The sequence below is a fragment of the Pedobacter foliorum genome (assembly GCF_013266735.1).
GTDB classification, from domain to species: domain Bacteria; phylum Bacteroidota; class Bacteroidia; order Sphingobacteriales; family Sphingobacteriaceae; genus Pedobacter; species Pedobacter foliorum.
In genome coordinates, this window is sequence record NZ_JABSNU010000003.1 from 252,072 (window position 1) to 277,674 (window position 25,603).

The following is a 25,603-nucleotide window of genomic DNA, read 5'->3' on the forward strand; positions in this document are numbered from 1 at the left end:
CAATGTCAGACGACAAACCAATAATTTTATTTAAAGCAGTTAAGGAACTTAACGTAGGGATAGCTACGGCCGTTGAGTTCCTGGAAAAGAAAGGCTTTTCTGTTGAGAATAAACCCACTACTAAGCTCTCTCGCGACATGTATAATGCGCTGTTAAAAGAGTTTCAGGGCGATAAAATCGTTAAAGAAGAAGCCAATCAAATTGTTATTGGTAAAATTCGTCGTGATGAACCAGAAGTAACTGAGAAAGTTGCTGAGGCTCCTAGAAAAAATGTTGAATTCGAAAACGAAGGCGTTTTAATTAAGAATCTTCATTCGTATACTCCTCCAGCTGAGAAGCCTAAGGAAGAAGCTCCGGTTAAACCGGCTGCTCCGGAAACTCCGGTAGAAAAGGTAGAAGAAAGCTCTTTACCAGGTGTTAAAATAGTTGGAAAAATAAATCTTGATGATTTAAATTCTAAAACACGCCCGGTTAAAACTGAAGAAGCTCCAGCAGCTGCCCCAGCGCCTACTCCGGCACCAGAGCCTAAAGCTCCGGTAGTTGTAGAAGCTCCTAAGGAAGTTGTGAAGGAAGAAAAACCTGTAGAGAAAGTTGAAAAACCGGTTGAAGAGGTTAAAGCTGAAGTTGTAAAACCAGTAGAAGAAGTTAAACCGGTAGTGGTTGAGCAGCCTAAAGTTGTAGAACAGCCTGTTGTAGTGAAAGCTCCAGAGCCTGTGGCACCTAAAGTAGTGCCTGCAACTCCTCCTGTAGCTCCTAAGGTTGAAAAACCTGAAGAAACAGAAGTAATTAAAGCTCGTTCTGTAAAACTTTCTGGACCTAATATTATTGGTAAAATTGTTTTACCAACTACACCTGATCGTAAGTCTCAGCCAGTAGCATCTTCTGCAGATAGCGCAGATGCGAAGAGAAAACGTAAACGTAAGAAAACTCCAGGAGGACATCCGGGACAAGGTGGTCATGGCCAACAACCTGCAGCTGGTAATCAGCAAGGTGCACAGCCTGGACAACCAGGGCAGCCAAAACCTGCTCCTACGTTTAGCAATAGACCGGATTTTAGAAATAACACTAATAATACAGCCAACAGGCCTAACTTTAGGAACAGTAAACCAGGAGGTCCTGGTCATAGCGGTCCGAAAGAAGAACCTACGGAAAAAGAAATACAAGATCAGATTAAAGCAACACTTGCTCGTTTAAGTGGAGCTGGTAAATCTGGTAAATTTGCTCAGCGTGCTAAATTGCGTCGTCAAAAACGTGATGATGTTGCCCTTTCAGCTGATGAGGCTGCAATGGAACAAGAATTGCAATCTAGAGTATTAAAGGTTACTGAGTTTGTTACGGCAAATGAATTGGCTACAATGATGGATGAGCCGGTTACAAAGATTATCGCAACTTGTATGAGTTTGGGAATGTTTGTATCGATAAACCAACGTTTAGATGCTGAAACCTTAACAATTGTTGCTGATGAGTTTGGTTACGAAATTCAATTCGTTAAACCGGATGATGAAAGCGATATTGTTATCGAAGAAGAAGATTCGGAAGAAGATTTATTACCAAGAGCTCCTGTTGTTACCATTATGGGACACGTGGATCACGGTAAAACATCACTACTGGATTATATTCGTAAAGCGAATGTGGTTGCCGGTGAGGCGGGTGGTATTACCCAACACATTGGTGCTTACATGGTAACTACGCCAACTGGTAAACAAGTTACTTTCTTAGATACACCGGGTCACGAAGCCTTTACAGCGATGCGTGCTCGTGGTGCTAAGGTAGCAGATATTGCAATTATTGTTGTAGCGGCGGATGATGCAGTGATGCCTCAAACAAAAGAGGCTATCAACCATGCGCAGGCTGCTGGTGTACCATTGGTGTTTGCCTTTACAAAAATTGACAAGCCGGGTGCTAACTCAGAAAAAATACGCGAGCAATTATCAACAATGAATATCCTGGTAGAGGATTGGGGAGGTACTTTCCAGTCGCAGGAGATCTCAGGTAAAAGTGGATTAAACGTAGACTTGTTATTAGAAAAGGTATTATTAGAAGCAGAAATGCTTGATCTTAAAGCCAACCCTAACAAACGTGCTACAGGTAGCGTAATTGAAGCTACACTAGATAAAGGTCGTGGTATTGTTACTACAGTTCTTGTACAAGCAGGTACGTTGAAAATAGGTGATCCTATTTTAGCAGGTAGCTACAGTGGAAAAGTTAAAGCGTTATTTAATGAACGTGGACAGAAAGTAGATAAAGCAGGCCCATCAGTACCAGTACAGGTATTGGGTATGCAAGGTGCACCTACAGCAGGTGATCGATTTAATGCACTTGAAAGTGAAGTTGAAGCAAGAGAGATTGCAAACAAACGTTTACAATTAATGCGTGAGCAGGGTCTTCGTACTCAGAAACACATTACTCTTGATGAGATCGGTCGTCGTTTGGCAATCGGTAACTTTAAAGAGCTTAATTTGATCGTTAAAGGTGATGTGGATGGTTCAATCGAGGCATTATCTGACTCATTATTGAAATTGTCTACTCCAGAGATTCAAATCAATATTATTGGTAAAGCGGTAGGTCAGATTTCTGAATCTGATGTATTGTTAGCTTCTGCTTCTGATGCGATCATCATCGGTTTCCAGGTACGTCCTTCGCCAGGAGCGCGTAAATTGGCCGAAGCTGAGCAGATAGATATCCGCTTATATTCTATCATCTACGATGCGATCAACGAGATCAAAGCGGCGATGGAAGGTATGTTGGCTCCAGAATTTGAAGAGAAAATCACCGCTAACGTGGAGATCAGAGATACCTTTAAAATCACTAAGGTGGGTACAATCGCCGGATGTATGGTATTGGATGGTACAATTACACGTAACAGTAAGATCCGTATCGTTAGAGATGGTGTAGTAATTTACACTGGAGAACTAGCTTCATTGAAACGTTATAAAGATGATGTGAAAGAAGTATCGAGAGGTTACGAGTGCGGATTGAATATCCATAACTTTAACAATATTGAAGTAGGTGACATTGTTGAAGCTTACGAACAAGTAGAAGTTAAAAGGAAGTTGTAAAAACTTGATAATATATAAAAGGCGCTTTAAAATTTTTTAAAGCGCCTTTTTTTATGTTTTATAAAGCGGCTAATATGTCGTCAATCCTATTAAAATAAGTGTGGTTTTTTAGAATACTTAGCTGCATTTTTTCGATCATTTCGATTCGCTCATTCGGATGAGAAATATAGTGGTTTGTTTTTTCTATAAAATCGCTGCTTTTAGTAGCAATTACCAATTCATGTTCATTAAAATATTTCCTGGCTAGCAAGTTGTCGCAGATTTGAAACCCACCAAGCATAGTTGAGGTAAAAACACGTTCGTTAAGTAATATTTTGTTTTTAATTTGGGCTTCTGTATGAACATTTGGGGTGATAAATGAACGGCTGTACAATTGCTTGGTTTCAATTGTTTCAGGATTAATCATGTTATGTTCTGTATATTCCAGATAGTTGCTGAATTCTCTTTTTAAAGGCTCTATAAAAGACTTGTATGTTGTGATGCGGTGACCAACATTTCCGACCCATAAAAAGTCGAACTCAGGGGCTATTAGCGGTTTTGTGTACTTTGTTTTATCTGCACAATGGAGCACCTGAATAAATTTTAGGCCCAATTCTTTTTGATAGCCTGAAAAAAACCTTTCATTAATCAGCTCGTCATGCTGAGACCAAATCAATATATTGTGTTTTGAGCTGTATTTATTTAAGGTCTGTTTGGTCTTTTTAAGTATTGTATCAATTTGTGGTTCGTAATCACAAGGTGAATAGAAAGACCCCCAAAGAACAAGAGCTGTAGATTTAAGCCTATTTAAAGGTAGATAAGGAATATTGTCTACTGAAGTGAATATAATATCAGGGCTAAAAGCGAGGAGTTTGAGCTTTTCTGCTGGCCAAAAAGAATTTTCGAGCTTACTTATGTCAAAAAATCTAAAGGTATCACCACGATCTATAAAAGCATTTTTAAACCCATTGGCCACAGTTTTAGCTGCGTAACTCCATTTGTTATTTGTTTGATAGATATAGGCAACTTTTTTCATTAATGTATTAGGTTAATATTTTGAGAAGAACAACTACAAGCTGATCCAGTTTTTCGGAAATGACATACGGACATCCGGATCAGTATGATTTACCCACTTTTTAGGGCCGACAACAATCTTATTAGGGTTTGGATTAAGCCAGGCTGCCCACCAGCTAAAGCTGCTGTTGGCAATGATGTTATGCTTGCAGGCGCTCATTAATTGCATATCAATGTAGCTAGACAATCCTTTATTCCAAGAGATAAAGGTACAGTTATCTAGCTTTAGATTTTCTGTACACCAAAGGATGTCATCAGAGAAAATAAAGAAATCAGGAGAGGTTATATTGGATTGGATGAAGTTAAGTGCCTGTTTATAATACTCGAGGCCACATAATCCACCAAGAAGTGGGTCTATAAGGTAATCTCCTCTTCTGATGTGAATGGAAACGCTATTCTTAAGTTTAATCTGATCTAAAATCTGTTGGTTTTCCGTAGAAAGAGGGGCTGTAAATTTGAAATCGCTTCTTATCTCATCGGCAATATTCTCAAAATATTCAAGATTTTGCCAGTAGCCCCAATAGTATCCTGTTTTTGGGTTCTTCAGAATCGATTCGTCGAAAGAAAAGAGTGTTTTTTCTTCTGTATAAGTATTCTTGAGACCAAGTATTCGCCTAAGTTTTCTATAAACCCATTTTTTATTGTAATATAAGTTACTCGTAAACGAAGAGACTTTGTTTATTTTTACACCAAAGATATTCTCCAATTCAAACCCATTATGTAGTGGGTAGTCATTATACCCTTGTAAATCTGCCTTAACATTTGGGAATTTATTCTGCAAGGACTTATACAAGCTATATTGAAACATTTGATTGCCTAAACCACCTAGAAATCTGATAACTTTCATTGAATTGTTTATAATATTTTAGTAAAATGGGGGATATTGTGGCCAGGCATCATACTCTTTTAGTTAGATAATTGGCCTAGTCCTTTGATTGAAAGCTTAAATGCCTTTCTAAGCTGACGGAAACTTACATAAGACCATTTAAAAATATTCTTATTTAGTAATAGCGAAAGCGCATTCATTTTGGCTTTTTTGGCATAGATTATTTCAAACCAATAGTTAAACAACATCATTTCAAAGGGTATTTCAGGATATTTATTTAAAGACCTGTTTGCTGCCTTTAATTTGGTGAATAAGGAAATATAGTCTGTGAAATTGGATGCGCTGTAATTCCATTCTAATATGCTGAGAAATGCATCGGTTAATTTTTTGTCAGCCTTTATTTGGAGCTTATTAAGCTGCTTCTCTTTAATTGAACGAACTTTTGTCCTGCCGAGTTCGGATTGTACTATGGAGGTGTTGCTGCCATGAATTCTGTATTTTACCAGAATGGAATCTAAGTTACCTACAGGATATTTGTCCGAAATTCGTATAAATAGTTCATAATCCTCAGCCGGGGCATAGTCGTTGTAGCCGTTTAATTCTCTTAATACGGCTGTTTTATACATTACTGTTGAGTTGATATAGGTATTTTGAAAGAGCAGCGTCATTTTTATTTTATCGGGGTCTGTAGGAACAGTAAATCGGTTATCAACTACTGGAGTACCAACTTCGTCTATAACAGCACCATGTCCGCCGCATAATGCAAAATCCGGATGTTCCTGAAAGAAGTTGTATTGAAGTTCTAAGCGATTATGTATAGCAACATCATCACTATCCAATATAGCGATATATTCGCCCATAGCTTCATTTACAACTACATTCCTCGTATATGTTAAGCCTCGGTTTTTATCATTATGAATTAACCTAATCCTGGGATCTTTAAAATTGTTTATTACATCAACCGTTTTATCTGTAGAGCCATCATTCACGATCAATAATTCAAAGTTTTCAAAAGTTTGGTCTAAAATACTTTGAATAGACTCACTTATATAATTTGCTGCGTTGTAAGCAGCCATAAAAACTGTTATTTTTGGATTCATGCTGAACAGGATAATGTTGATGCGCGGAATTAGGGTTATGAGCGATAATTATATAAAAAAGGATATTATTTGGCCACTACGGACAATTCCCTTCTGTATGCCTCATCAAAATCACATTCATCAGAGAGTTGCTTTATAGTATTAAAAGCATTGTTACTAAAACTCTTTAAGAGCGATCTGTTTTTGACAAAGATTTCTAGTTCCTTAACAAATAACATTGCAAGATCCTCTATGTTATCGAGATTCTCAACTAGAATTCCATTTTCTTTTTTGGTAGAAATATAATTTGAAAGCTCGCCAACATTCGTTGATATTGGCACAACGCCCATGTTCATCCCCTCAAAAACAACAAGTCCCCAGCTTTCTCTATGCGAGGTAAGCAGTAATAAATGTCCTTCTTTGTAATAGTTATTTAAGATAGTTTTATCGTGGACCTCTCCAATAATCAGTGAATTCGGCGGAACGGCTGTTTCTTCCGCTTTAAAATCGCCGATAATTTTAAATTCAATAGGCAGGTTTAGCTGGTGACAGATTTCTGCAATCCTGATAAGCACATTAGGTCGTTTCTCTGGGCTATTTCGGGCAACGAAAAGAATCTGTAATACCCCTTCGTAATCTTTTACAGGAAAAAAATCGTCAAAGGCGATTTTATTCTGGATGACTGTCAATTTTTCTAAATACTTATCTGGTACATTATTTAGTCGGTACAATTCTTTAAATTGTTGAATCAGTACCTTTCCTACCACTATCCTTTTGTTTATTCTAGGCACATGAGGGATGCTGTACCATTCTATCCCTTTGTCATCATCTGTAAAATTATGCATGATATCTATTACCTGAACATGAGGCTCCAAAAGAGGAATCAGATCATACATAAACCTACTACACCAACCAGAAACTACCGGACTTTCCTGTGCGTTTATTGCTTCAGCTAACTTTTTGAACAGGTGTTGTTTAAGCTCTTTTTTCTCAGCCCACCTGCCCAGCTCAATGACATCGGCGGCTGCCTGAAATTCTTTTTGGAATCCGTTAGTTATGGACCTGTCTGTAATAAAACAAAGTGGTTTAGGGTCATTAAAAAGATTCATAATATCTACATGGACACGTTCTGCACCTCCAAAAGACCAGGAGGGAAAGAAAAAGTAAATATTTCTTTTCTTTGAAAGTTGTGTTTTTATGTTAGAATATTTGGATAAAGCAGTAATATTTTCTGCGAATCTTTTAATCTTTTTAAGCATAATGAATTTTTTGGACTCTTGTTTTATAGGATTAGATGTAAAGATTCAGTTATCCCGACATGAGTTTTTTTATTTTCGAGGTAATTGAATCCGGAGAAATAATAGATGGTAGTAAATAACTCAGAATCTTTCTTTGTCTTGTTTTTTTTGTGGATGAAGAGAAAATATATCTAATTGGAGTGATTAAAGTTAACCTTACTCTATTAAATAGGCTCAATGTACCATTAGGGCCAAATTTTAATGCCAAATAGTAATCGTCCATAATTGAATTGGCATTACTAAAATTGTCATATAAACTATTTTTATAATTCAATGTCAGCCTTCCTGATGTGATATAGTGTTTCAAAGATAAATTAGAATCATAATATAATTGATACCCTTTAAGAACGATCCTTAAGCAGTATTCGGTATCTTCTGCCGTTAATATTCTTTGATTATTTTTATCTATTAAAAGTGAAGGGAATGTCTTGTAGGTGTCCAAGTAGAGTTGTGTTCTTGATGCTAACCCTGCTCCCCATAGGCTCGCTCTATAAGTGATACTACCCGTGTTTTTGGCTTGCTCTCCTACAGCATATCCTTCTTTAGCTGCCTCGAACCATTCAGGGAAGTTAGCGCCATCTTCTGCTACAGCAATAGCCTGACCGCCAGCGGCTCCAATTCTAGGGTTTTTATCCAGAATGTTAAATGCAATATTCACATAATCCTGGCTTAGCCAATTATCGTCATCACAGATTATAAAATACTCATAGTTAGCTAAGGTTATTCCTTTTTGAAAAGCAAATAATTTGCCAGGGGTACTTTCGTAGGCAATGTTTAAGGGAACATTTTTAACATTATGTTTTTCCCATATCTCTGTTGCGAGGACGGATGTGCCGTCTGTTGATGCATTGTCTACAAGGAGAATCTCCCAGTTTAAGTTTTTTGGAACAACCTGAGCGGCAAGATGATTTAGTGTTTCTGAAAGCCTAGGTGCTCCATTATAAGTACAAATAATAACGGTAATGCCTTTTTTCATTGAATTTTATTCCTTCTTTTTGAATTAGCTAAATGTTTGTAATTCAATTAACTTTTTGTAGAGGCCATTATAGTTAACCAACTCCTGATGTGTTCCGGTTTCAATAATCTCTCCCTTGTCAATAACAATGATAAGATCAGCACCATGTATTGTACTTAATCTGTGAGCAATTACAACTGAAGTACGATTTTCCATCAATTTGTTTAGAGCATCCTGAACAAGTTTTTCTGATTCTGTATCTAGGGCTGAGGTTGCCTCGTCAAGAAGCATAATCGGTGGGTTTGCTAAAACGGCTCTTGCAATACATAAGCGCTGTTTTTGACCGCCTGACAATTTGTTTCCTCTATCGCCGGTATAAGTCTGATAACCATTTTCAGTCTGTAGGATGAACTCATGTGCGTTAGCAATTTTTGCAGCGGCAATTACCTCCTCTTCGGTTGCGTTTGGTTTGGCAAAGGCTATATTGTTAAATATGGTATCATTAAATAAAATAGATTCCTGATTAACCATACCCAGTTGAGAACGAATGCTCTCTACAGTTAAGTCTGCATAGTCGAGTCCATCAATTTTAATATGCCCTGATTTAGGGTCATGGAATCTGAGTATCAAATCCATAAGGGTACTTTTTCCCCCTCCCGAAGGTCCAACTAATGCTACAGTTTTACCCTTTTCAATAGTAAGATTAATGTTCCTTAGTACCTCTTTTGATTCATATGAAAATGAGACATTTTCAAAAACCAGGGAATTATTGAAAGAAGATATTTCTTTTGCATTTGGCTTGTTAACCTGTTCTGGCTTGGTGTCAATTAAATCGAGAACACGTTCTCCGGCAGCTATTCCGGTATGTATTCCGCTAAAGGAATCAGTAAGGGCTTTAGCCGGGCGCATTACTTGCGAAAATATAGCTATATATGCGATAAATTGACTTGTTGATAATGCTCCTGGTTGATTACTAATAATTAAACGCCCCCCATACCAAACTATGAATGAGACCATTACAATGCTTAAGAATTCAGAGAGGGGAGATCCAAGTTGCTGGCGTCTTACCATCTTCCGATTAATATTTGAGTAAAAAACATTCTCATTGTGGAACTTGTCCTTTACTCTCTCAGAAGCGTTAAATGCTTTGATAATCTTTATCCCGCCCAGAGCTTCATCCAAAAACCCAATCATTTTTGCAAATGACTCGTGAGCTTCCTTAGCTTGATGTTTTATTCTTTTTACAATTTTGCTTATTACAAAAGCCGAAATTGGAATGACTAGTAAGGAGAATAGTGTTAGCTTTACGGAAATTGATAAGAGCACCAAAACGTAGAAAATGAGTGTAAGAGGCTCTTTAAATACTACTTGTAGTGTATTTGTAACTGTAAATTGTACAACTTGTACATCGGCAGAAACTTTTGATATAATGTCTCCTTTACGTTCGTTATTGAAATAGCCAACATGTAAGTTCATTACATTTTCAAACACTGTTTTCCGTAGATTAAGTAAGGTGTGAACCCTTAAATCTTCCATTGTTCGTTGAGAGAAATATCTGAATATATTAGAAAGTAAAACAGAGATGACAATAATGATACAGATATAAGTTAAGGTTTTCTCTTGTCCGTTTGTGATTATTGATGAGTTTACAAACTCTTTGAACTGAGCAGTAATATTAAATGCTGAAGCTGCATTGTCGGCCAGTCCGGCACTTTTAGTGGGCGTTTTAGAGATTAAAGTTTCAAATAATGGCGCTAGTAAAGTAAGGTTCAGTACACTAAATATAACAGAAAGAACTGTGGTGATAACATAGGGTATAGCAAATTTTTCTATCGGTTTTGCAAAGGAAAGTAATCTGAAATAGATTTTCATCGAGATATATTTAGTAGTTTATCTGTTATGCTAATTTTGTTGTGTAAAACAAGTAATTAAAAAGCAAAGGTACACACTATTTAGTTTTTTTGAGTTAGGATTCATTTAACCTACCTATATTTCTGCGACTCTTCTTTTGACAATAACCGTTGAAATTATTTTTTTGCTATAATTATCGTTAATTTTGGTTTTGTTATTATCAGCAGAAGCCGGGTAGTTTGCCATGTTCAAGTTTGTTAAAATGGCGACGTAGTATAAAACGGTGTATATTTGTATTTCATGTATCAAAGCAGTTCAATTGACATAGTTATACCTTCTTTTAGGTTAGATGAAAATATACTTTTAAATATTTATAATGTTGAAAGGCCCAATGGGTTTTTAGTAAATTTTTACATTGTTGCAGATAATCCATCATTAGTTATACCGGATCAGATTTTAAAATTAGCTACAGACAATAAAATTAATCTGATTAGAAATGAAGTGAATTTGGGGTTTTCTAAAACCCGTAATAATGGTATTCGTTTAGGTAGTGGTAAATGGGTCTTATTACTGGATGACGATATTATTCCTTCTAAAAGGCTATTGACTGCATATGTTGAAGCGATTCAAAAGAATCAGGATTCAATTGGTTTTGCGGGGGTAACCAATTTCCCTAAGCCATTTAATTCGGCTACTCTAGCTATGGATATCAGTGGGACAACTGGGCATTTTAAGGCCGCTCTAGAGAACAAACCTTTGGTCTGGGTGCCTACAGCGAATGTTATGTTAAATAGGGAAAAAATGGATCTAACTTTATTTAACGAAAAGCTAAGTAAAGGGGGAGAGGACATCGAGTTTCTACTTCGGAATAGCTTATTACACAAGGAAAAGTATATTCCCGTACCAGACGCAGTTGTAGAACATCCGTGGTGGAATAATGGGGCTGTCCAAACGGAGAGAATCTTTAGATATGGGCGTGGTGCAGCAGATATTGCCATCCTCAGCACAATTAAGCCTTATACTTATCATGATTTCCTGAATACCTCAGAGTGTCTTTTTCTTTTATTGATTTTTTCGCCTCTAGTTGTGATTCTTTCTTCGGTTAATGAGTTGTTTCTATTGATGTTCCTAATTCTTTTTGCAGAGGTTTTAACGAATGTGATTAAGATGCTTTATAAATCAAAGGAGGTTTCGTTTTCTGTTGCGTTGAATCTTTTTTGGATCAAGAACTGTTATGAAGCAGGTTACCTTTTTGAAAGTTTATTAAAGGGTAACCTGTCAGGTTTTGGAGAGCGTATTGAAATGGGGTTTGTTAAGGAAAAACCTAGCTGGTTTAGATTAAATAAATGGAAGATAATAAAGATGACGCTTTTAGTAACAATGGTTACACTGACTCTTCTATAATTCCATTCTTACAACGGACTGTTTTCTTTTTTACAGTATTTAGATATTTTTTGAAGTTTATATCTTCATTATGTCTGGAGTTTATTTTGTGATGAAGGTGGAAGCAAACTGCTTTCAATTTTAATTGTCTTTGTCTTATCCCAAGATTTGTTAACCTGGCGGCAAGCTCAATGTCCTCATGACCCCAACCCTCTAATTCATTGTTGTAACCGTTTACTGTAATAAAGTCGTTTTTCCAAAATGAAAAATTACAACCTCTAAGGTTGTTTGACCGAAAGTGGTTGCCTTTAAATAAGCCCGAAAGGATGGGTAAGTAGCTTGCATTTATTTTACTGCCGACTCCTGGAGTTAGGGAACTGATGTGTATATTTTTGGTGTTTATAATTGTATTGGTCAGGTTAGGAGAAAGCATTGATCGGCTTCCTTTTATGTAGTAACCATGCTGAGCCTCTTCAATGTGATCGGCAATAAATTTGGGATGCAAAATAATATCGCCATCTATTTGTATGATGTAATTGCCAGATGCAGAAGAGATAGCTCTATTCATGATAATGGTTTTCCTAAAGCCAATATCTTCCTGCCAAAAGTGTTTTACAGGAATTTGTATCTGTTTTTTGAATGCTTCAATTATTGATTTGGTTCTTTCATCTGAGCCATCATCTGCAATAATGATTTCATCAGGGAGGACTCTTAAATTCAAAACGCTCTTGAAGACAAGTTCAAGTGCCTTTGGCCAATTATATGTGGATATAACAAGAGTTGCGGAGATTTTGTTGTTCATGACTATAGGTATTTGTTTATGCCAGATTCACAATAAACCTTTTTAAGGGCTATAGTTTCCTTAAATAAAGCCTCGTTTTCCGCTAACTGAGCTCTGGAATTTTCTTTGTGATATATATGGAATGCAACGGCTCCCAATTTCAGAAAACGTTTTTTTATTCCTATATTTAGTAAACGAGCAATGAATTCTTTGTCCTCTGGACCCCACCCAATAAAACTCTCATTGTAGCCATTTACTTTTATCGCATCCGAACGCCAAAAGGCCATATTGCACCCATGAATTTCATATAGTTCGGCGCCTTTGATTTTGTATTTTTTTTGGAAAAGAGGCCATAGAAAAGGGATACGTATAACACTGAAAAAATTGGCTATATTTTTACTGAAGATATTAATTTTAGAAGTGTCCTTGTTGATCAACTTGGCCGAGTACTCTTCATTTATATAACCACGACTTGCCCTTACGAAGGAACCAGCCCTAGCGAAATTTAAATGATCTTCAATAAACTTTCTATGAATGATGATGTCGCCATCTATTTCAATAATGTAGTCGCTCTTTGCACCAGCAATAGCTTTATTTAATATAAGCGTTTTCCTAAATCCATTATCTTCCTGCCAAAAATGGACTATTGGAACTTTGAATAGTTTTTTGTACTTTTCAATAATTGTTCTGGTCTCATCGGTAGACCCATCATCTGCAATAAGTATTTCATCCGGCATTTTTGACTGGAGTAGAACATTGGATAGAACTAAATCCAATGCCTCAGGCCAGTTGTAAGTAGAGATTAATAAAGCAGCTGTTATTTTTTTTTGCATTAGGTAGATTGGGATGAAGGCTCAAATTTACAACTTGTGCAGACTAATTTATAATTCAGTAAAATTTGTCACTTCCATATGAGTGTTATCTTGTTTGAATTTATTCGGGTTTCAATACAGTTGAAGTGACCTGTAGTTTTTTCCAGTGATTCGACTTCTTTTCATATAAGAAAAACTTTGCTAGTTTGTACTTATCTTTTAGGTATGGTGCATATTCTATGCCAAATGCTCTGTGTGGTATGTCCGGGTTTTTTGATAAACAATCATTAATCGCGGCGGTGTATACAGTGGGCCCTGTCATCTTATGTACATCATGTGGGTATTCATTTCTTCTAATATTCTCCAGCATCAGCTCCATGGTTCTTTGAAGGAAGGGGTGGCCGGCTTCATAAAATAATGCCCATTGTACATAGCAAATAGGATTCTTTTCAGGAGATAGTATCGCCACATCATCAGGGTTGATAAAATGACTAAAATTCTTTTTAACATTACAATCAATATCCAGATATACTCCCCCTTTTTTTAATAAAATGGCATATCTGAAAAAGTCTGCTTTGGCAGCACCAATATTCAATCTTTTATATAGCCTATATGTTTCTTCATCAAACTCTTCGGAGATGAACTTGTCAATCCTTTCATCGTCATAAAACTCATAAATATAGTCCGGATTTCTCTTTAGAAATTTGGAGATATGCCATCGCGTAATTAATGGTAAATTCTTTGATTTGAATGTTTGGTGTATAATTTTTGGTATCGACATTTTGGCGTAAAAAAAGATGTTAGGAATAACTGGTTAAGTAATGAATAAATTCTATTCCTTTGTAGAACAAAGATAGTTTTATTGATGAAAACAATGAATGCTCTTTTAAAAGGAATCGAGGAAGGCAGCTTTATTGCCTTAGCAAGAGCTTTAACATTGGTTGAAAATGATATTGCGCCTTCTGCAGATATTTTGCGTATGCTTAATGTTAAATCAGCAGTTCCGGTAATTGGAATTACAGGGCCTCCTGGTGCAGGGAAAAGTACGTTGGTTAATGCCATAACTGACCAATTTGTTAAGCTGAATAAGAAAATAGCCATTTTGGCAGTCGATCCGACATCTCCATTTAATTTTGGTTCATTGCTTGGCGACCGTATACGGATGTCTCAGCAGTTTAATAACCCGAATGTGTACATACGATCTGTAGCAACAAGGGGCACTTTGGGGGGGATTTCCGCAAAAACGATAGAGATGATTGACGTAATGAGGTCGGCCAACTTTGATATGATTTTTGTCGAAACGGTAGGTGTAGGACAATCTGAAATTGAAATAGCTGGGCTTGCAGATAAAACGGTTGTAGTACTTGTTCCGGAGTCAGGTGATGAGATTCAGAATATAAAATCTGGAATTATGGAGATAGCTCAAGGGTTTGTTGTTAATAAAGCGGATCGGGAAGGGGCTGATACATTTACTAATAATTTAAAAAAACTGGTGTCTCATCAGCAAATACCAGTCTTTAAAACCGTAGCGGATAAAAATGAAGGTATAAATGAACTGTGTGATTGGCTAATGGAGCCCATTAAATCTGATAATACCAGAAAGGTGTCTTTACTAGCTGAAAAGGCATTTAAAATTATACAACACCATCGAATGAGGAATGTTGATAAAGTTAAACTTCACTCAGAAATGGCTGAAGCCCTAAAAAGACCGGATTTTAACATTTATAAGTTTACAGACCAATGGGTTTAGGACACAAATTTGTCTTAAAAACAGGACTTTGATGTGTACGTGATTAGGACAAACACCAAGAAGCTGCGATTGTTTTGATTTTAGAGGACTCTTTTGTTTGCTTGTTCATACATATGTTTGTTGTTGAAAATCTGTTGTACATGCCTGTAAGCATTGTTTTTGGGCTTAATTGAGTGCTTGGCAGGGTAGATTCATTTCATTTGACATTTTTTTAATATAAAATATAAATAGTATTCGCATTATGTTTGCATAATTGTCGGTATTTAATAAATTTGGAACAGAGTTTGTACAAGTGTTTTGAGAAATTAAAAATTTGTTTAATTTTGCTACACAAAAAAAACATACAATTAAAATTTGTTTAACCTTAAAAAAGAAAATTATGAATTATTCTACTTTAAAAAAGAGTCTAGCAGTTTCTTTTGTTGCGTTAATGGGAGTAACCTCTCTTGCTAACGCTCAGGAAGCTACTGGTTCTTCTTCTTCAGCCAAGGTATTTGGTGGAAGAGGACAGTACAGATCTTGGTCCTTCGGAATCAACGGTGGTGTTTTATCTCCATTTGTTGCTATCGGTGGTACTAATGATTTCAATAAAATGGACGTAAACTTAGGTTACGGTATTTCATTGAGAAAACAATTAGGTCATGCATTTGGTATTGAAGGTAACATTTTCCGTGGAAAAGTATCTGGATCTAACCAAAATGCTTCAACTACTCCTAAAGAATTCGAAACTGAAATCGGTTATTCAGCTGACATCAGAGGTGTTGTTAACGTTGCAACTGTTGATTTTTTACGTCGTGAGAACTCAGTTAACTTCTTCGTTACTGCTGGTTACGGTTTAATCGCTTATGCTCCTAAAGTTGACGGTGTTGACTGGAAAGACAATGCTATAGGTGATGCAAATAACAGACATGATTCTAAAACTTATGTTAAAGAAGCTTATATTCCAGTTGGTGCTGGTGTTAAGTTCAAAGTTTCTGAGCGTGTATCATTTAACTTAGGTTATACTATGCACTTCATCGACGGAGATAACTTTGATGCTACTTACAAAAATGGTGCTTCTAACAAAGATAAATTCTCTTATGGATATGCTGGTTTAGAATTCTCTTTAGGATCTAAATCTAAACCGAACTTGGATTGGGTTAACCCACTTGCTTTAATGTATGATGAATTGAAAGATCCTTCATTACGTCAAGAAGTTGAAGCTTTAAAAGCTCGTGTTGCAAATGTTGAGCAAGCTGTTGAAGGTTTGAAAAAAGATTCTGACGGTGACGGTGTTTCTGATCAATTTGACAAATGCCCAGGAACTCCTGCAGGTACTGCTGTTGATGGTTCAGGATGTCCTCTACCTAAAGTAACTGAAACTCCTGTTAGCAATGTAACTGGTTTTGAAACTATCCAATTTGAATTTAACTCATCAGTTTTAAAAACTGAAGCTTACCCTACTTTAGATAAATTATCTTCAGTATTGCGTGAAAACGGTGGTAAAGTAGCTGTAAACGGTTACGCTTCAAGCGAAGGTACTGCTGCATACAATTTGAAATTATCTAAAGACAGAGCTAACTCTGTTAAAACTTACTTAGTTAACTCTGGTGTTAACGCTAGTCAAGTTGTAACTAAAGGTTTTGGCGAAGCTAATCCAATTGCTTCTAACGATACTGAAGAAGGTCGTATCCAAAATCGTCGTGTTGAAACAGCTAGAAACTAATAATTTCTAACAACAATACTAAAAAGAGGGTTCCAGATTGGAGCCCTCTTTTTTTATTTATATGGTCTATGCAATTGGAATAACTCAATCATAAATTTTATCAGATAGATAACAATTCTGGTCGTATAATTGAGGCTGTCAAAATGCTAATAAATTGTATTTAAAACTATTTTCTCTAAGTTTGTAGTCGTATGTACTTGTTTAGAAAAAAAGACCCTAATAGGCCCACTAACACTAATATTAAGATAATGCACATTATCAATGCAATAGCTATTACGATTTTTGTTGCAGGTATTTTATGGAAACTAATTGACTTGATTTTACTGAAATGAATAAAATAATAAACACAACGAATGCTCCGGCTCCAATAGGTCCTTACAGTCAGGCAGTAATAGCTAATGGCTTTTTATTTTTATCTGGTCAGGTTGCAATAAATCCTGAATCAGGAGAGGTGATGCAATCTTCAATTGCGGAAGAAACCCATCAGGTAATGAGAAATATTAAGGCTGTTCTATTAGAAGCTTCTTATGGTTTTGAAGATGTAGTTAAGACAACTATTTTCTTGTCTGATATGTCTTTATTTGCTGAAGTAAATGAAATATATGGCTCATTCTTTCATAAGAACTATCCTGCACGTGAAACAGTAGCTGTGAAAGGCTTACCAAAAGGCGTGAACGTAGAGATATCTATGACCGCATACAAAGGTTAAGTTTTGCCAAAGTCTAATCTTAAGTATTTTTTTGCTGGCATTTTATCTTTTGCAATCTGGGGATTCTTTTCGATTCCATTAAGAAATCTTAAAGAATTTCCTTCCGAGGAGATTTTATACTATCGGATTTTTACTTCATTAGTTTTTATTTGGATAGCTATTTTTCTTTTCAGACGAAAGTACCTAAAAAAGGACATAGCCTATCTATCTTCAATAACAGGAAAGGAGAAGAGAAAAATTGCGCTACAGGTTGTAGGGTCAACTATGCTTTTAACATCAAATTGGTATACCTACATCTATGCGGTAAATAATGTTAGCTTACAGTCTGCTGCATTCGCTTATATGGTTTGCCCATTAATTACAGCATTTGGTGGTTTTGTCCTTTTAAAAGAAGAGTTGTCAAGGTTAAAGCTTATATCTTTAGGTATCGCTTTATTTAGCATTATTCTGCTGGCCAGTGGATCTTTTGTAGAAGTAGCATGGTCTGTAGTTATTGCAACATTATATGCTTTCTACTTGATTCTTCAACGTAAAATGCAAAACTTGGATAAGCTAAATGTATTGGCCACTCAAATTGGATTCGCGGTACTTTTGATGCTGCCATTTTACATTAGCAAGCACGAGTCTTTTCCATCTGATTTATGGTTCTGGGGGAATATAACTGTGGTAGCTGTAGTGTTTACTATCATCCCATTATTCCTGAGTTTGTATGCATTAATAGGAATCCCTTCATCTACACTTGGGATTATTATTTATATAAACCCGCTTATTGCGTTTGCTGTCGCTATCTTTTATTTTGATGAGCATATTGATTCTCATAAGCTATCAGCCTATTTGCTATTATTAGTTTCAGTTATTGTATTTAATTGGGGCATAATAAAAGATATCTTTACATTTAATAGAAAAAATATTTAAAGCTTTGTTTGTTTCTACCTTAGATACGACTATAGAATTTCTTAAAGGCGTAGGGCCTAAACGTGCTGAACTTTTTCAAAAAGAGTTAGGTATTTTCACCTATGAAAATCTTCTGAATTTTTATCCTTTCAGATATATTGACAGAACCCGATTTTATAAGATAAGTGAGTTAGATCCTGAACTACCCTATGTGCAAATATTGGGTAGAATTACGGGTAAGGAACAAATAGGCGAGAAACACAAAAAGCGCCTCGTAGCAAGACTTACTGACGAGACCGGATCAATAGAGCTGGTTTGGTTTCAAAGCTTGAAATGGGTTGATGAAAATGTCTCCAAGGGAAAGGTTTACATTGTATTTGGTAAGCCAACTGTATTTAATGGTTCTTTTAGTATTTCACACCCAGAATTAGAGACCTATCCAAGACCTGCAACCATCACTGGTAATTTAACTTTGCAACCCGTATATCATTCAACTGAAAAGTTAAAGAAGTTTTTCTTAGATAGTAAGGGGATTCAAAAATTGCAGACCTTATTAATCGAGCAGAATCTAAAGGAAATCACAGAAACAGTTCCCCCATATATTCTGGACAAGTACCAAATGGTTGGCAGAAAAGAAGCTTTGCTAAACATACATTTTCCTAAGGATATTAAGTCGCTAAAGTCTGCCGAGAGAAGGTTGAAATTTGAAGAGCTGTTTTTTATTCAGCTTCAATTGCTACATAATAAGCAGTTGAGGGAGATGAGATTTAAAGGGCATTCATTTGATATCGTCGGAGAAAGAGTAAACACCTTTTATAAAGAAATTCTGCCGTTTGAATTAACAAATGCACAGAAACGAGTGATAAAAGAGGTTAGGCTGGATACCCAACGAGGAATTCAAATGAACCGATTGGTGCAAGGTGACGTAGGTAGTGGTAAAACAGTTGTTGCTTTGATGAGTATGCTGCTTGCAAGCGACAATGGTTATCAGGCATGTATGATGGCCCCTACAGAGATATTGGCGCGTCAACATTATCAGTCCATTGTTGATCTGTTAAAGGATCGCTTAGTGAAAGTTGCTATCCTTACCGGAAGCAGTACAAAAAAGCAAAGAACACAGCTTCATAAAGAGTTAGAGGCAGGTGAAATTGATATTCTGGTTGGTACGCATGCATTAATAGAAGATAAGGTAGTATTTAAGAATTTAGCTCTTGTTGTAATTGATGAGCAGCATCGTTTTGGAGTTGAGCAAAGAGCTAAGCTTTGGAGAAAAAATTCTATACCACCGCACATATTGGTGATGACGGCAACACCAATTCCTCGTACACTGGCTATGACGTTGTATGGAGACCTTGATGTATCTGTAATAGACGAATTACCAGTAGGAAGAAAACCAATTGAAACAAAGCACTTATATGAAGGCCAACGGCTGAGGATGTTTGGCTTCATGAAAGAAGAGATAAAGAAAGGTCGTCAGGTTTATATTGTTTACCCTTTGATAAAGGAGAGTGAGAAATTAGATCTTTTACATCTCGAAGCAGGAATCGAGCAGCTAAGCTATCAGTTTCCAATGCCCGATTATCAGATTAGTATAGTGCATGGAAAAATGAGCAATGCTGATAAGCAATATGAAATGCAACGCTTCATTGATCATAAAACACAGATAATGGTTGCAACAACTGTAATTGAGGTTGGTGTAAATGTGCCAAATGCTTCCGTAATGGTTATTGAAAATGCAGAGCGCTTTGGATTATCTCAACTACATCAGTTACGTGGAAGAGTGGGTAGGGGTGCCGAGCAATCGTTTTGTATTCTAATGTCGGGGAATAAGTTAAGTGCAGATGGCAGACTCCGTTTAGATACTATGGTAAAAACCAATAACGGATTTGAGATTTCAGAAATAGACTTACAGCTTAGAGGACCTGGTGATATTTCAGGAACGCAGCAAAGTGGTGTGTTGGAACTTAAGCTTGCAGATCTTGCAAAAGATCAGTTGATATTACAAGAAGCTCGGAATACTGTTATTGAGACACTTTCTGAGGATCCTCACCTGGAGAATCCTCAAAATAGCCTGTTAAAAACTTACCTCTCTAAAAGGAGCAGAGGTATAGCATTTGATAAAATATCTTAAAGATTAATCCTCGTCGCTTCCTGGTAGTGATCCTGAACCTGAATAAGCACCTTTACGTATAATAGGTGTTTTAAGGTATTTGTATAGCTCATCCAGATGTAACAAACTTCCGTTTGTAAGGTTGCCTAAGAATATAATAACAATGTTTTTCTGAACATCACGCACATAAATGTGTCTGAATCCATGCCACCATCCTGTATGATAAACTACTTTACGACCATTTTCTCCATCAAATAAGCGCCACCCATAACCGTAATTAAAGTGACCATTGATTGCTTTGTTACGACCAACATAAGCAGAATCAAGGCTAGCTTGTTTTAGTAATCTTCCATTTTTTAAAGCCTTGTCAAACAGAACCAAGTCATGCAGCGTACTATAAATACCTTTATCACCAACAGGGCCATCAAGGAAGTTTTGTGCTACGGAGTATCTCCATGTACGGTCATGTCCAACAACATCGACAGGTATTTTTGGGTAAACTGTAGTTGAATAAACATGAGTATGCTTTAAACCGGCCGGTTTAAAGATGTTTTCCATCATATAGTCGGCGTAAGTCTTACCTGTAACTTTCTCTATGATTGCGGCAAGCACCATGTAGTTCGAGTTGTTGTAATGAAAGCGAGTATCCGGTTTGGCGTATGGGTTTGGTTTTTTGTCAGCGATTACTTGCATAACCTCTTGATTAGATACTCCTTTTTTCATATCGCGCTTTTCTTTGCGCCATATATCATCGATGAAATATACATAGTTCATCATGCCACTGCGGTGTGAAAGAAGCAGTTTTACTTTAATTCCGTCGTACGGAAAGTTAGGGTAAAACTTTTTTACATCATCATCTAATGAGAGTTTACCCTGCTCTACTAATTGCATGATGGCAGTTCCGGTAAAAGTTTTAGTTACCGATGCAAGTTCAAACTCAGAGTTTATCTTTAAGCTGTCGCGGTGTAGGTAATCTGCCCATCCAATTGCCTTTTCGTAAAGAATCTTGCCGTCCTTAGCAACCAGCATATTTCCATTAAAACCATATTTCTTATGAAGATTCTGTACAAAATCAGCGATCCACTTATCACCTTTGGCAGGATCGTATGATAAAAGGACACTGTCAGCTTTATCGTCGGAAGCAGTCCGTTCTTTACTCGGCTCTTGTAATGTTGTGCTTTTTCTGGAATTTGAACAGGCAATAAATAAAAAGGCGGCCACTGAAGCCACTGCTAAAATATTACGATAACTCATGAATTGTGTGTACAGTTTAAAAGCCCGAAAAATAAGGAATATTAATGCTTTTAACGTAAAAGAGTTTTAAACATTGCTTTGAGTAAAAGTAAATTGGTCTAGAGCTGTTGCAATGCTTGTTTAACTGTTTCTTTGTTGGGTTTAGAGACGGGTATTTTTTCTCCAGAGGTTAAGAGTAGAATACCACCGTCTTCTTTTAACCAGCTTTTTACATATTTTGGATTTACTAAATGGCTTTGGTGAGTTCTTAAAAATCCTTTGGGGCGTAGTAAATCTGCATATTCTTTGAGCGATTTAGAAACCAATATTTTTTCAGTATTCGCCAAAAAGAAATAGGTATAGGTATTATCTGCTTCGCAGCGTATGATTTCTGATAAAGTAACATACCTTATTTCGCTTTGCATCTGTAGGGCAATTTTGTTAACATTCGTTTCTGGCTTTTTTAGTTGTTGCAGTAAAAAATCGAGCTGCGAAGTTTGTATTTGTGTCGCCAATTTATGTTCGGCTTTGCTTACAGCAATTATCAATTCTTCAATATCAATGGGTTTCAAAAGATAATCTAAGGCAGCAAATTTTACTGCTTGTATGCCATATTGGTCGTAAGCGGTAACAAAAATAACTTCGAAATTACGCATTGGGAGCAGTTTTAGTACATCAAAGCCTGTTTGCTTGCCCATTTGAATATCCAGAAACACTAAATGAGGTAAATATTTTCCAATGGCATCAACCGCATCACTAACATTTTGTGCTGTTGCCATTATAGTTACCTGCGGACAATGCTTTCCTAACAAAGTCCGTAGGTTTTCTAAGTTAGAATTTTCGTCATCTATTAAAATTGCCCTCATTATATTACAGCCAATCGGTTAATGCTAAGCTTATTTTAGTGCCATTAGTGGATGATTGTAGATCTAAAGTAAAGCGATTTTCTTTATAAATACTATTTAAGAGTGCTAGTCTACTGTCACTTAATAGCAAACCCAAACCATTGTGTTTTTTTTCTGTGTCAAATCCATTTCCATTATCGGTAACAGTTAACACCAAATCATTTGCTTGCTTAATAAATGTGATCATAATTTTTCCATCAGTAGCTTTTTGCGATATGCCGTGCTTCACTGCATTTTCTACAAAAGGTTGCAACAGCATACTTGGTATTTCTATGTTAGCTAGATCTAAGTCTTCAGAGTGAATAATTTCGTACTTAAAGCCGAACCGCAATTGCTCCATTTGTAGGTAATCGTCTAGTAAAGTCTTTTCTTGTGATAAACTAATCAGTTCTTTGTCATCAAGTACGTTACGAGTTAACCGCGCAAATTTAGAAAGGTATTTATTGGCATTGTCTATTTCGTTCTTGTTCATTAAATTTTGAATGCCAGAGAGGGCATTAAATAGAAAATGAGGGTTTAATTGAGAACGAATGGAGTTCAGTTGGAGCTTTGCAATGTTTTTTTGCTGCTCTTTTTCTGCCAGTTTTTTTTTGTTTCTTTTTTTGTTGAAGTAAAGGATCACAAGAAAGGCCGATCCAATTGAAAATGCGACGATAAGCGTATAGATTAAAAGTTCCTTTTTGGTATAGTTTTCCTTATCTAAAGATATAACAAGCGTATATCTGGTTATGTATTTTTCTATTTCTTTTGGTGAAATATCACAATCATGGCATCCATTCCATTTAATTAATGGCTGAATTATGATTTCATAATCCCCAGATTTTTTGAAAACATTTTTATCGATTTTTACATAAGGTGACAACTCATGCGATTCATCAACGTAGCCGCCATAATTCCAGGCAGTTGATTCGAAGATTATTTTATTTGTTTGCTTATCTTTAATTGAGGTGTAGTAGACATAATCAATATCGGATCTGTCTTTTACAATGGTTAGTTCGTTGTCTTTTTCGGCAAAAAAAAGGTTTGTTTTTTCTTTAGGGTCGGTTATATAGCTATAGTCAACGCCTTTGTCAGTCGCGAAGCGCTTTGAAAGAGCTTTAATCCTTGCTCTTGGAATAGGCTTCCCGTAAAAAACAGCTTTGTCAATATCGAGAGGTTTTTCTATGCTGTAGATTAATGTTGTAATGGTTTTTCCTTTTATAGGAAAAACGCCAAGTGTTGTAGACCTGAATACTTCTTCGTCCCCCCTGTCCACATCTTTTAGTTGCGTTCTGTCGATCGACTTATTGACCACTATTGGCTTATTATCGGCTAAAATTGTGTACCGAAAGTGCTGTGTATTAATATTCTTTCTAAAATAAATCTGGATACTAACATCGTTGACTTCAGGTAAATAATTAAAGGATGTGCGGGGCTGATTGGGGAACATCTGTGCATAAAAGACATTTTTCGCTGAACTGTCTACACACATGAGTAGTTTCCCTCCCGCCATGGAGGTTCGAGAAAAGTTGATGCCTTTTTGCGCATTTACTATAAAAACCGAAATAAAGAAGCTGAGAAATAGGAAGATGATTTTTTTCATAGCGTTAAGTTTAATTCTCATCAAACCTGTAACAATAATAGCAAAACTAAAAGCATAAAACAGTAAAGGCAGTGTTTGAAATAGTAGAGGTATTGTTTTGCGCAGTATTCGTTTTACTAATAATCACTTTCTAATGTTAATGTTTGTGTAACGTTTCTAAATAAATTTCCTTTAAGGGGCAAAAAGGTTAAATTTGAACAAAATAATTTTTCAATACTATGAGTTTCAGAATAGAACACGATACCATGGGCGAGGTACAAGTGCCTGCTGATAAATATTGGGGTGCACAAACAGAACGTTCGCGCAATAACTTTAAAATTGGACCGGAGGCTTCAATGCCAAAGGAGGTTATACGTGCATTTGGTTATTTGAAAAAAGCGGCAGCTTTAGCGAATACTGAGCTTGGTGTTTTGACAAAAGAAAAAGCTGAGTTAATTGCAAAAGCTTGTGATGAAGTAGTTGCAGGTAGCTTAGATGATCAGTTTCCATTAGTAATCTGGCAAACAGGTTCTGGTACTCAAAGTAACATGAATGCCAATGAGGTAATTGCAAACCGTGCTCATGTTTTAAACGGTGGCGCATTGGCTGATGATAAAAAAGTGTTACATCCTAATGATGATGTCAACAAATCTCAATCATCAAACGATACCTATCCTACAGCTATGCATATTGCTGCTTACAAACAAGCAGTAGAAATTACCATCCCTGGATTAGAAAAATTGCGCAACACATTACATAAAAAAGCAATTGAATTTAATGACATCGTTAAAACAGGACGTACCCATTTTATGGATGCTACTCCTTTAACATTGGGTCAGGAATTTTCCGGATACGTACAACAAATAGATAATAGCATCAGGGCTGTAAAAAATGCTTTGGTAATGATAAGCGAGCTTGCTTTAGGTGGTACAGCTGTTGGGACCGGATTAAATACCCCTAAAGGATATGATGTTTTGGTTGCTAAGAAAATTGCAGAACTAACCGGACTTCCTTTTGTAACTGCCCCTAATAAATTCGAGGCGCTTGCGGCTCATGATGCAATGGTTGAACTTTCGGGAGCTTACAAGCGTACAGCTGTTTCTTTAATGAAGATAGCAAATGATGTAAGGATGTTAAGCTCTGGTCCTCGTTGCGGAATAGGTGAGATCATTATTCCTGATAATGAACCAGGTTCATCTATTATGCCGGGTAAAGTTAATCCTACTCAGCCAGAAGCTATGACTATGGTTTGTGCTCAGGTAATGGGTAATGATGTTACCGTTGGTATTGGTGGTAGTAACGGCCATTTTGAATTGAATGTTTTCAAGCCGGTTATCGCTGCTAATGTTTTGCAATCAGGAAGATTAATTGGTGATGCTTGTGTTTCATTCAATGATAAATGTGCTGAAGGTATTTTACCTAACCTGCCTGAAATCAAGAAACATTTACAAAATTCTTTGATGCTGGTTACGGCTTTAAATCCTCATGTTGGATATGAAAATGCTGCTAAAATAGCTAAGAAAGCGCATAAAGAAAACAAAACCCTACGTGAAGCTTCAATAGAATTAGGCTTGCTTACAGGAGAGCAATTTGATGAGTGGGTTCGTCCGGAAGACATGGTAGGTAGCTTAAAATAGGA

The 25,603-nt window shown here is 36.4% G+C and carries 21 protein-coding genes; 9 read left to right on the top strand and 12 right to left on the bottom strand.

Translation table 11 applies throughout. The features are described from left to right. Positions 1 to 2 precede the first annotated feature (2 nt). Positions 3 to 3,059, top strand: a complete 3,057-nt coding sequence (gene infB / locus HQN83_RS07880) for a translation initiation factor IF-2 (protein ID WP_173089796.1) — start codon at positions 3 to 5, stop codon at positions 3,057 to 3,059. Between the two features lie 58 nt (positions 3,060 to 3,117). Here infB and HQN83_RS07885 read toward each other — a convergent pair whose 3' ends face one another. From HQN83_RS07885 to HQN83_RS07910, 6 genes are all read right to left on the bottom strand, one after another. Then, positions 3,118 to 4,074, bottom strand: coding sequence for a glycosyltransferase family protein (locus HQN83_RS07885; RefSeq protein WP_173089797.1), 957 nt, complete (start codon positions 4,072 to 4,074; stop codon positions 3,118 to 3,120). A 33-nt stretch (positions 4,075 to 4,107) separates the two neighbouring features. Beyond that, a complete protein-coding gene (locus tag HQN83_RS07890; protein ID WP_173089798.1) occupies positions 4,108 to 4,959 on the bottom strand; it encodes an alpha-1,2-fucosyltransferase in 852 nt (283 codons plus the stop codon). A 59-nt stretch (positions 4,960 to 5,018) separates the two neighbouring features. Next, positions 5,019 to 6,038, bottom strand: coding sequence for a glycosyltransferase family 2 protein (locus HQN83_RS07895; protein ID WP_173089799.1), 1,020 nt, complete (start codon positions 6,036 to 6,038; stop codon positions 5,019 to 5,021). A gap of 65 nt (positions 6,039 to 6,103) precedes the next feature. Next, positions 6,104 to 7,276 carry a glycosyltransferase family 4 protein gene (locus HQN83_RS07900; RefSeq protein ID WP_173089800.1) on the bottom strand — a complete coding sequence of 391 codons (1,173 nt, stop codon included), beginning with the start codon at positions 7,274 to 7,276 and terminating at the stop codon, positions 6,104 to 6,106. A 49-nt stretch (positions 7,277 to 7,325) separates the two neighbouring features. Beyond that, positions 7,326 to 8,291 carry a glycosyltransferase gene (locus HQN83_RS07905; protein WP_173089801.1) on the bottom strand — a complete coding sequence of 322 codons (966 nt, stop codon included), beginning with the start codon at positions 8,289 to 8,291 and terminating at the stop codon, positions 7,326 to 7,328. Between the two features lie 24 nt (positions 8,292 to 8,315). Next, positions 8,316 to 10,142 (bottom strand): ABC transporter ATP-binding protein, encoded by a 1,827-nt coding sequence (locus HQN83_RS07910; RefSeq protein ID WP_173089802.1) that lies wholly within the window; start codon positions 10,140 to 10,142, stop codon positions 8,316 to 8,318. A 279-nt stretch (positions 10,143 to 10,421) separates the two neighbouring features. Here HQN83_RS07910 and HQN83_RS07915 point away from each other — a divergent pair, with 279 nt between their 5' ends. Beyond that, the gene (locus HQN83_RS07915) at positions 10,422 to 11,525 is read left to right on the top strand and encodes a glycosyltransferase family 2 protein (RefSeq protein ID WP_173089803.1); all 1,104 of its coding nucleotides are present in this window, start codon (positions 10,422 to 10,424) and stop codon (positions 11,523 to 11,525) included. Here the strand turns inward: HQN83_RS07915 and HQN83_RS07920 are convergent. The 3 genes from HQN83_RS07920 to HQN83_RS07930 all read right to left on the bottom strand — a co-directional run bounded on the left by HQN83_RS07920 (position 11,506) and on the right by HQN83_RS07930 (position 13,878). Continuing rightward, on the bottom strand, positions 11,506 to 12,306 hold the full coding sequence (locus HQN83_RS07920; protein ID WP_217277355.1) for a glycosyltransferase family 2 protein: 801 nt from the start codon (positions 12,304 to 12,306) through the stop codon (positions 11,506 to 11,508). The genes HQN83_RS07915 and HQN83_RS07920 overlap by 20 nt on opposite strands. A gap of 2 nt (positions 12,307 to 12,308) precedes the next feature. Beyond that, positions 12,309 to 13,118, bottom strand: a complete 810-nt coding sequence (locus HQN83_RS07925; protein WP_173089804.1) for a glycosyltransferase family 2 protein — start codon at positions 13,116 to 13,118, stop codon at positions 12,309 to 12,311. Positions 13,119 to 13,218: 100 nt separating this feature from the next. Then, positions 13,219 to 13,878: a glycosyltransferase family 32 protein gene (locus HQN83_RS07930; RefSeq protein WP_173089805.1), complete on the bottom strand. Its 660-nt coding sequence runs from the start codon at positions 13,876 to 13,878 to the stop codon at positions 13,219 to 13,221. Between the two features lie 93 nt (positions 13,879 to 13,971). Here HQN83_RS07930 and meaB point away from each other — a divergent pair, with 93 nt between their 5' ends. From meaB to recG, 6 genes are all read left to right on the top strand, one after another. Further along, on the top strand, positions 13,972 to 14,847 hold the full coding sequence (gene meaB / locus HQN83_RS07935) for a methylmalonyl Co-A mutase-associated GTPase MeaB (RefSeq protein WP_246254378.1): 876 nt from the start codon (positions 13,972 to 13,974) through the stop codon (positions 14,845 to 14,847). Positions 14,848 to 15,226: 379 nt separating this feature from the next. Further along, positions 15,227 to 16,552 (top strand): OmpA family protein, encoded by a 1,326-nt coding sequence (locus HQN83_RS07940; protein WP_173089807.1) that lies wholly within the window; start codon positions 15,227 to 15,229, stop codon positions 16,550 to 16,552. Between the two features lie 191 nt (positions 16,553 to 16,743). Next, positions 16,744 to 16,884, top strand: coding sequence for a DUF6728 family protein (locus tag HQN83_RS25430; protein WP_317172493.1), 141 nt, complete (start codon positions 16,744 to 16,746; stop codon positions 16,882 to 16,884). Further along, entirely contained in the window at positions 16,881 to 17,261 is a 381-nt protein-coding gene (locus HQN83_RS07945; RefSeq protein ID WP_173089808.1) for a RidA family protein, read from the top strand. The genes HQN83_RS25430 and HQN83_RS07945 overlap by 4 nt, the downstream gene beginning before the upstream one ends. 3 nt (positions 17,262 to 17,264) lie before the next feature. Beyond that, positions 17,265 to 18,176: an EamA family transporter gene (locus tag HQN83_RS07950; RefSeq protein WP_173089809.1), complete on the top strand. Its 912-nt coding sequence runs from the start codon at positions 17,265 to 17,267 to the stop codon at positions 18,174 to 18,176. A 4-nt stretch (positions 18,177 to 18,180) separates the two neighbouring features. Beyond that, positions 18,181 to 20,286, top strand: coding sequence for an ATP-dependent DNA helicase RecG (gene recG / locus HQN83_RS07955; RefSeq protein ID WP_173089810.1), 2,106 nt, complete (start codon positions 18,181 to 18,183; stop codon positions 20,284 to 20,286). 3 nt (positions 20,287 to 20,289) lie between these two features. Here the strand turns inward: recG and HQN83_RS07960 are convergent, their stop codons facing one another. From HQN83_RS07960 to HQN83_RS07970, 3 genes are all read right to left on the bottom strand, one after another. Further along, positions 20,290 to 21,519: a serine hydrolase domain-containing protein gene (locus HQN83_RS07960; RefSeq protein ID WP_173089811.1), complete on the bottom strand. Its 1,230-nt coding sequence runs from the start codon at positions 21,517 to 21,519 to the stop codon at positions 20,290 to 20,292. A gap of 98 nt (positions 21,520 to 21,617) precedes the next feature. Then, entirely contained in the window at positions 21,618 to 22,364 is a 747-nt protein-coding gene (locus tag HQN83_RS07965) for a LytR/AlgR family response regulator transcription factor (RefSeq protein WP_173089812.1), read from the bottom strand. A gap of 4 nt (positions 22,365 to 22,368) precedes the next feature. Next, the gene (locus HQN83_RS07970) at positions 22,369 to 23,985 is read right to left on the bottom strand and encodes a histidine kinase (protein WP_173089813.1); all 1,617 of its coding nucleotides are present in this window, start codon (positions 23,983 to 23,985) and stop codon (positions 22,369 to 22,371) included. Positions 23,986 to 24,203: 218 nt separating this feature from the next. Between HQN83_RS07970 and fumC the strand changes: the two genes are divergently transcribed. Next, the gene (gene fumC / locus HQN83_RS07975; RefSeq protein ID WP_173089814.1) at positions 24,204 to 25,601 is read left to right on the top strand and encodes a class II fumarate hydratase; all 1,398 of its coding nucleotides are present in this window, start codon (positions 24,204 to 24,206) and stop codon (positions 25,599 to 25,601) included. The last annotated feature ends 2 nt before the right edge of the window (positions 25,602 to 25,603 follow it).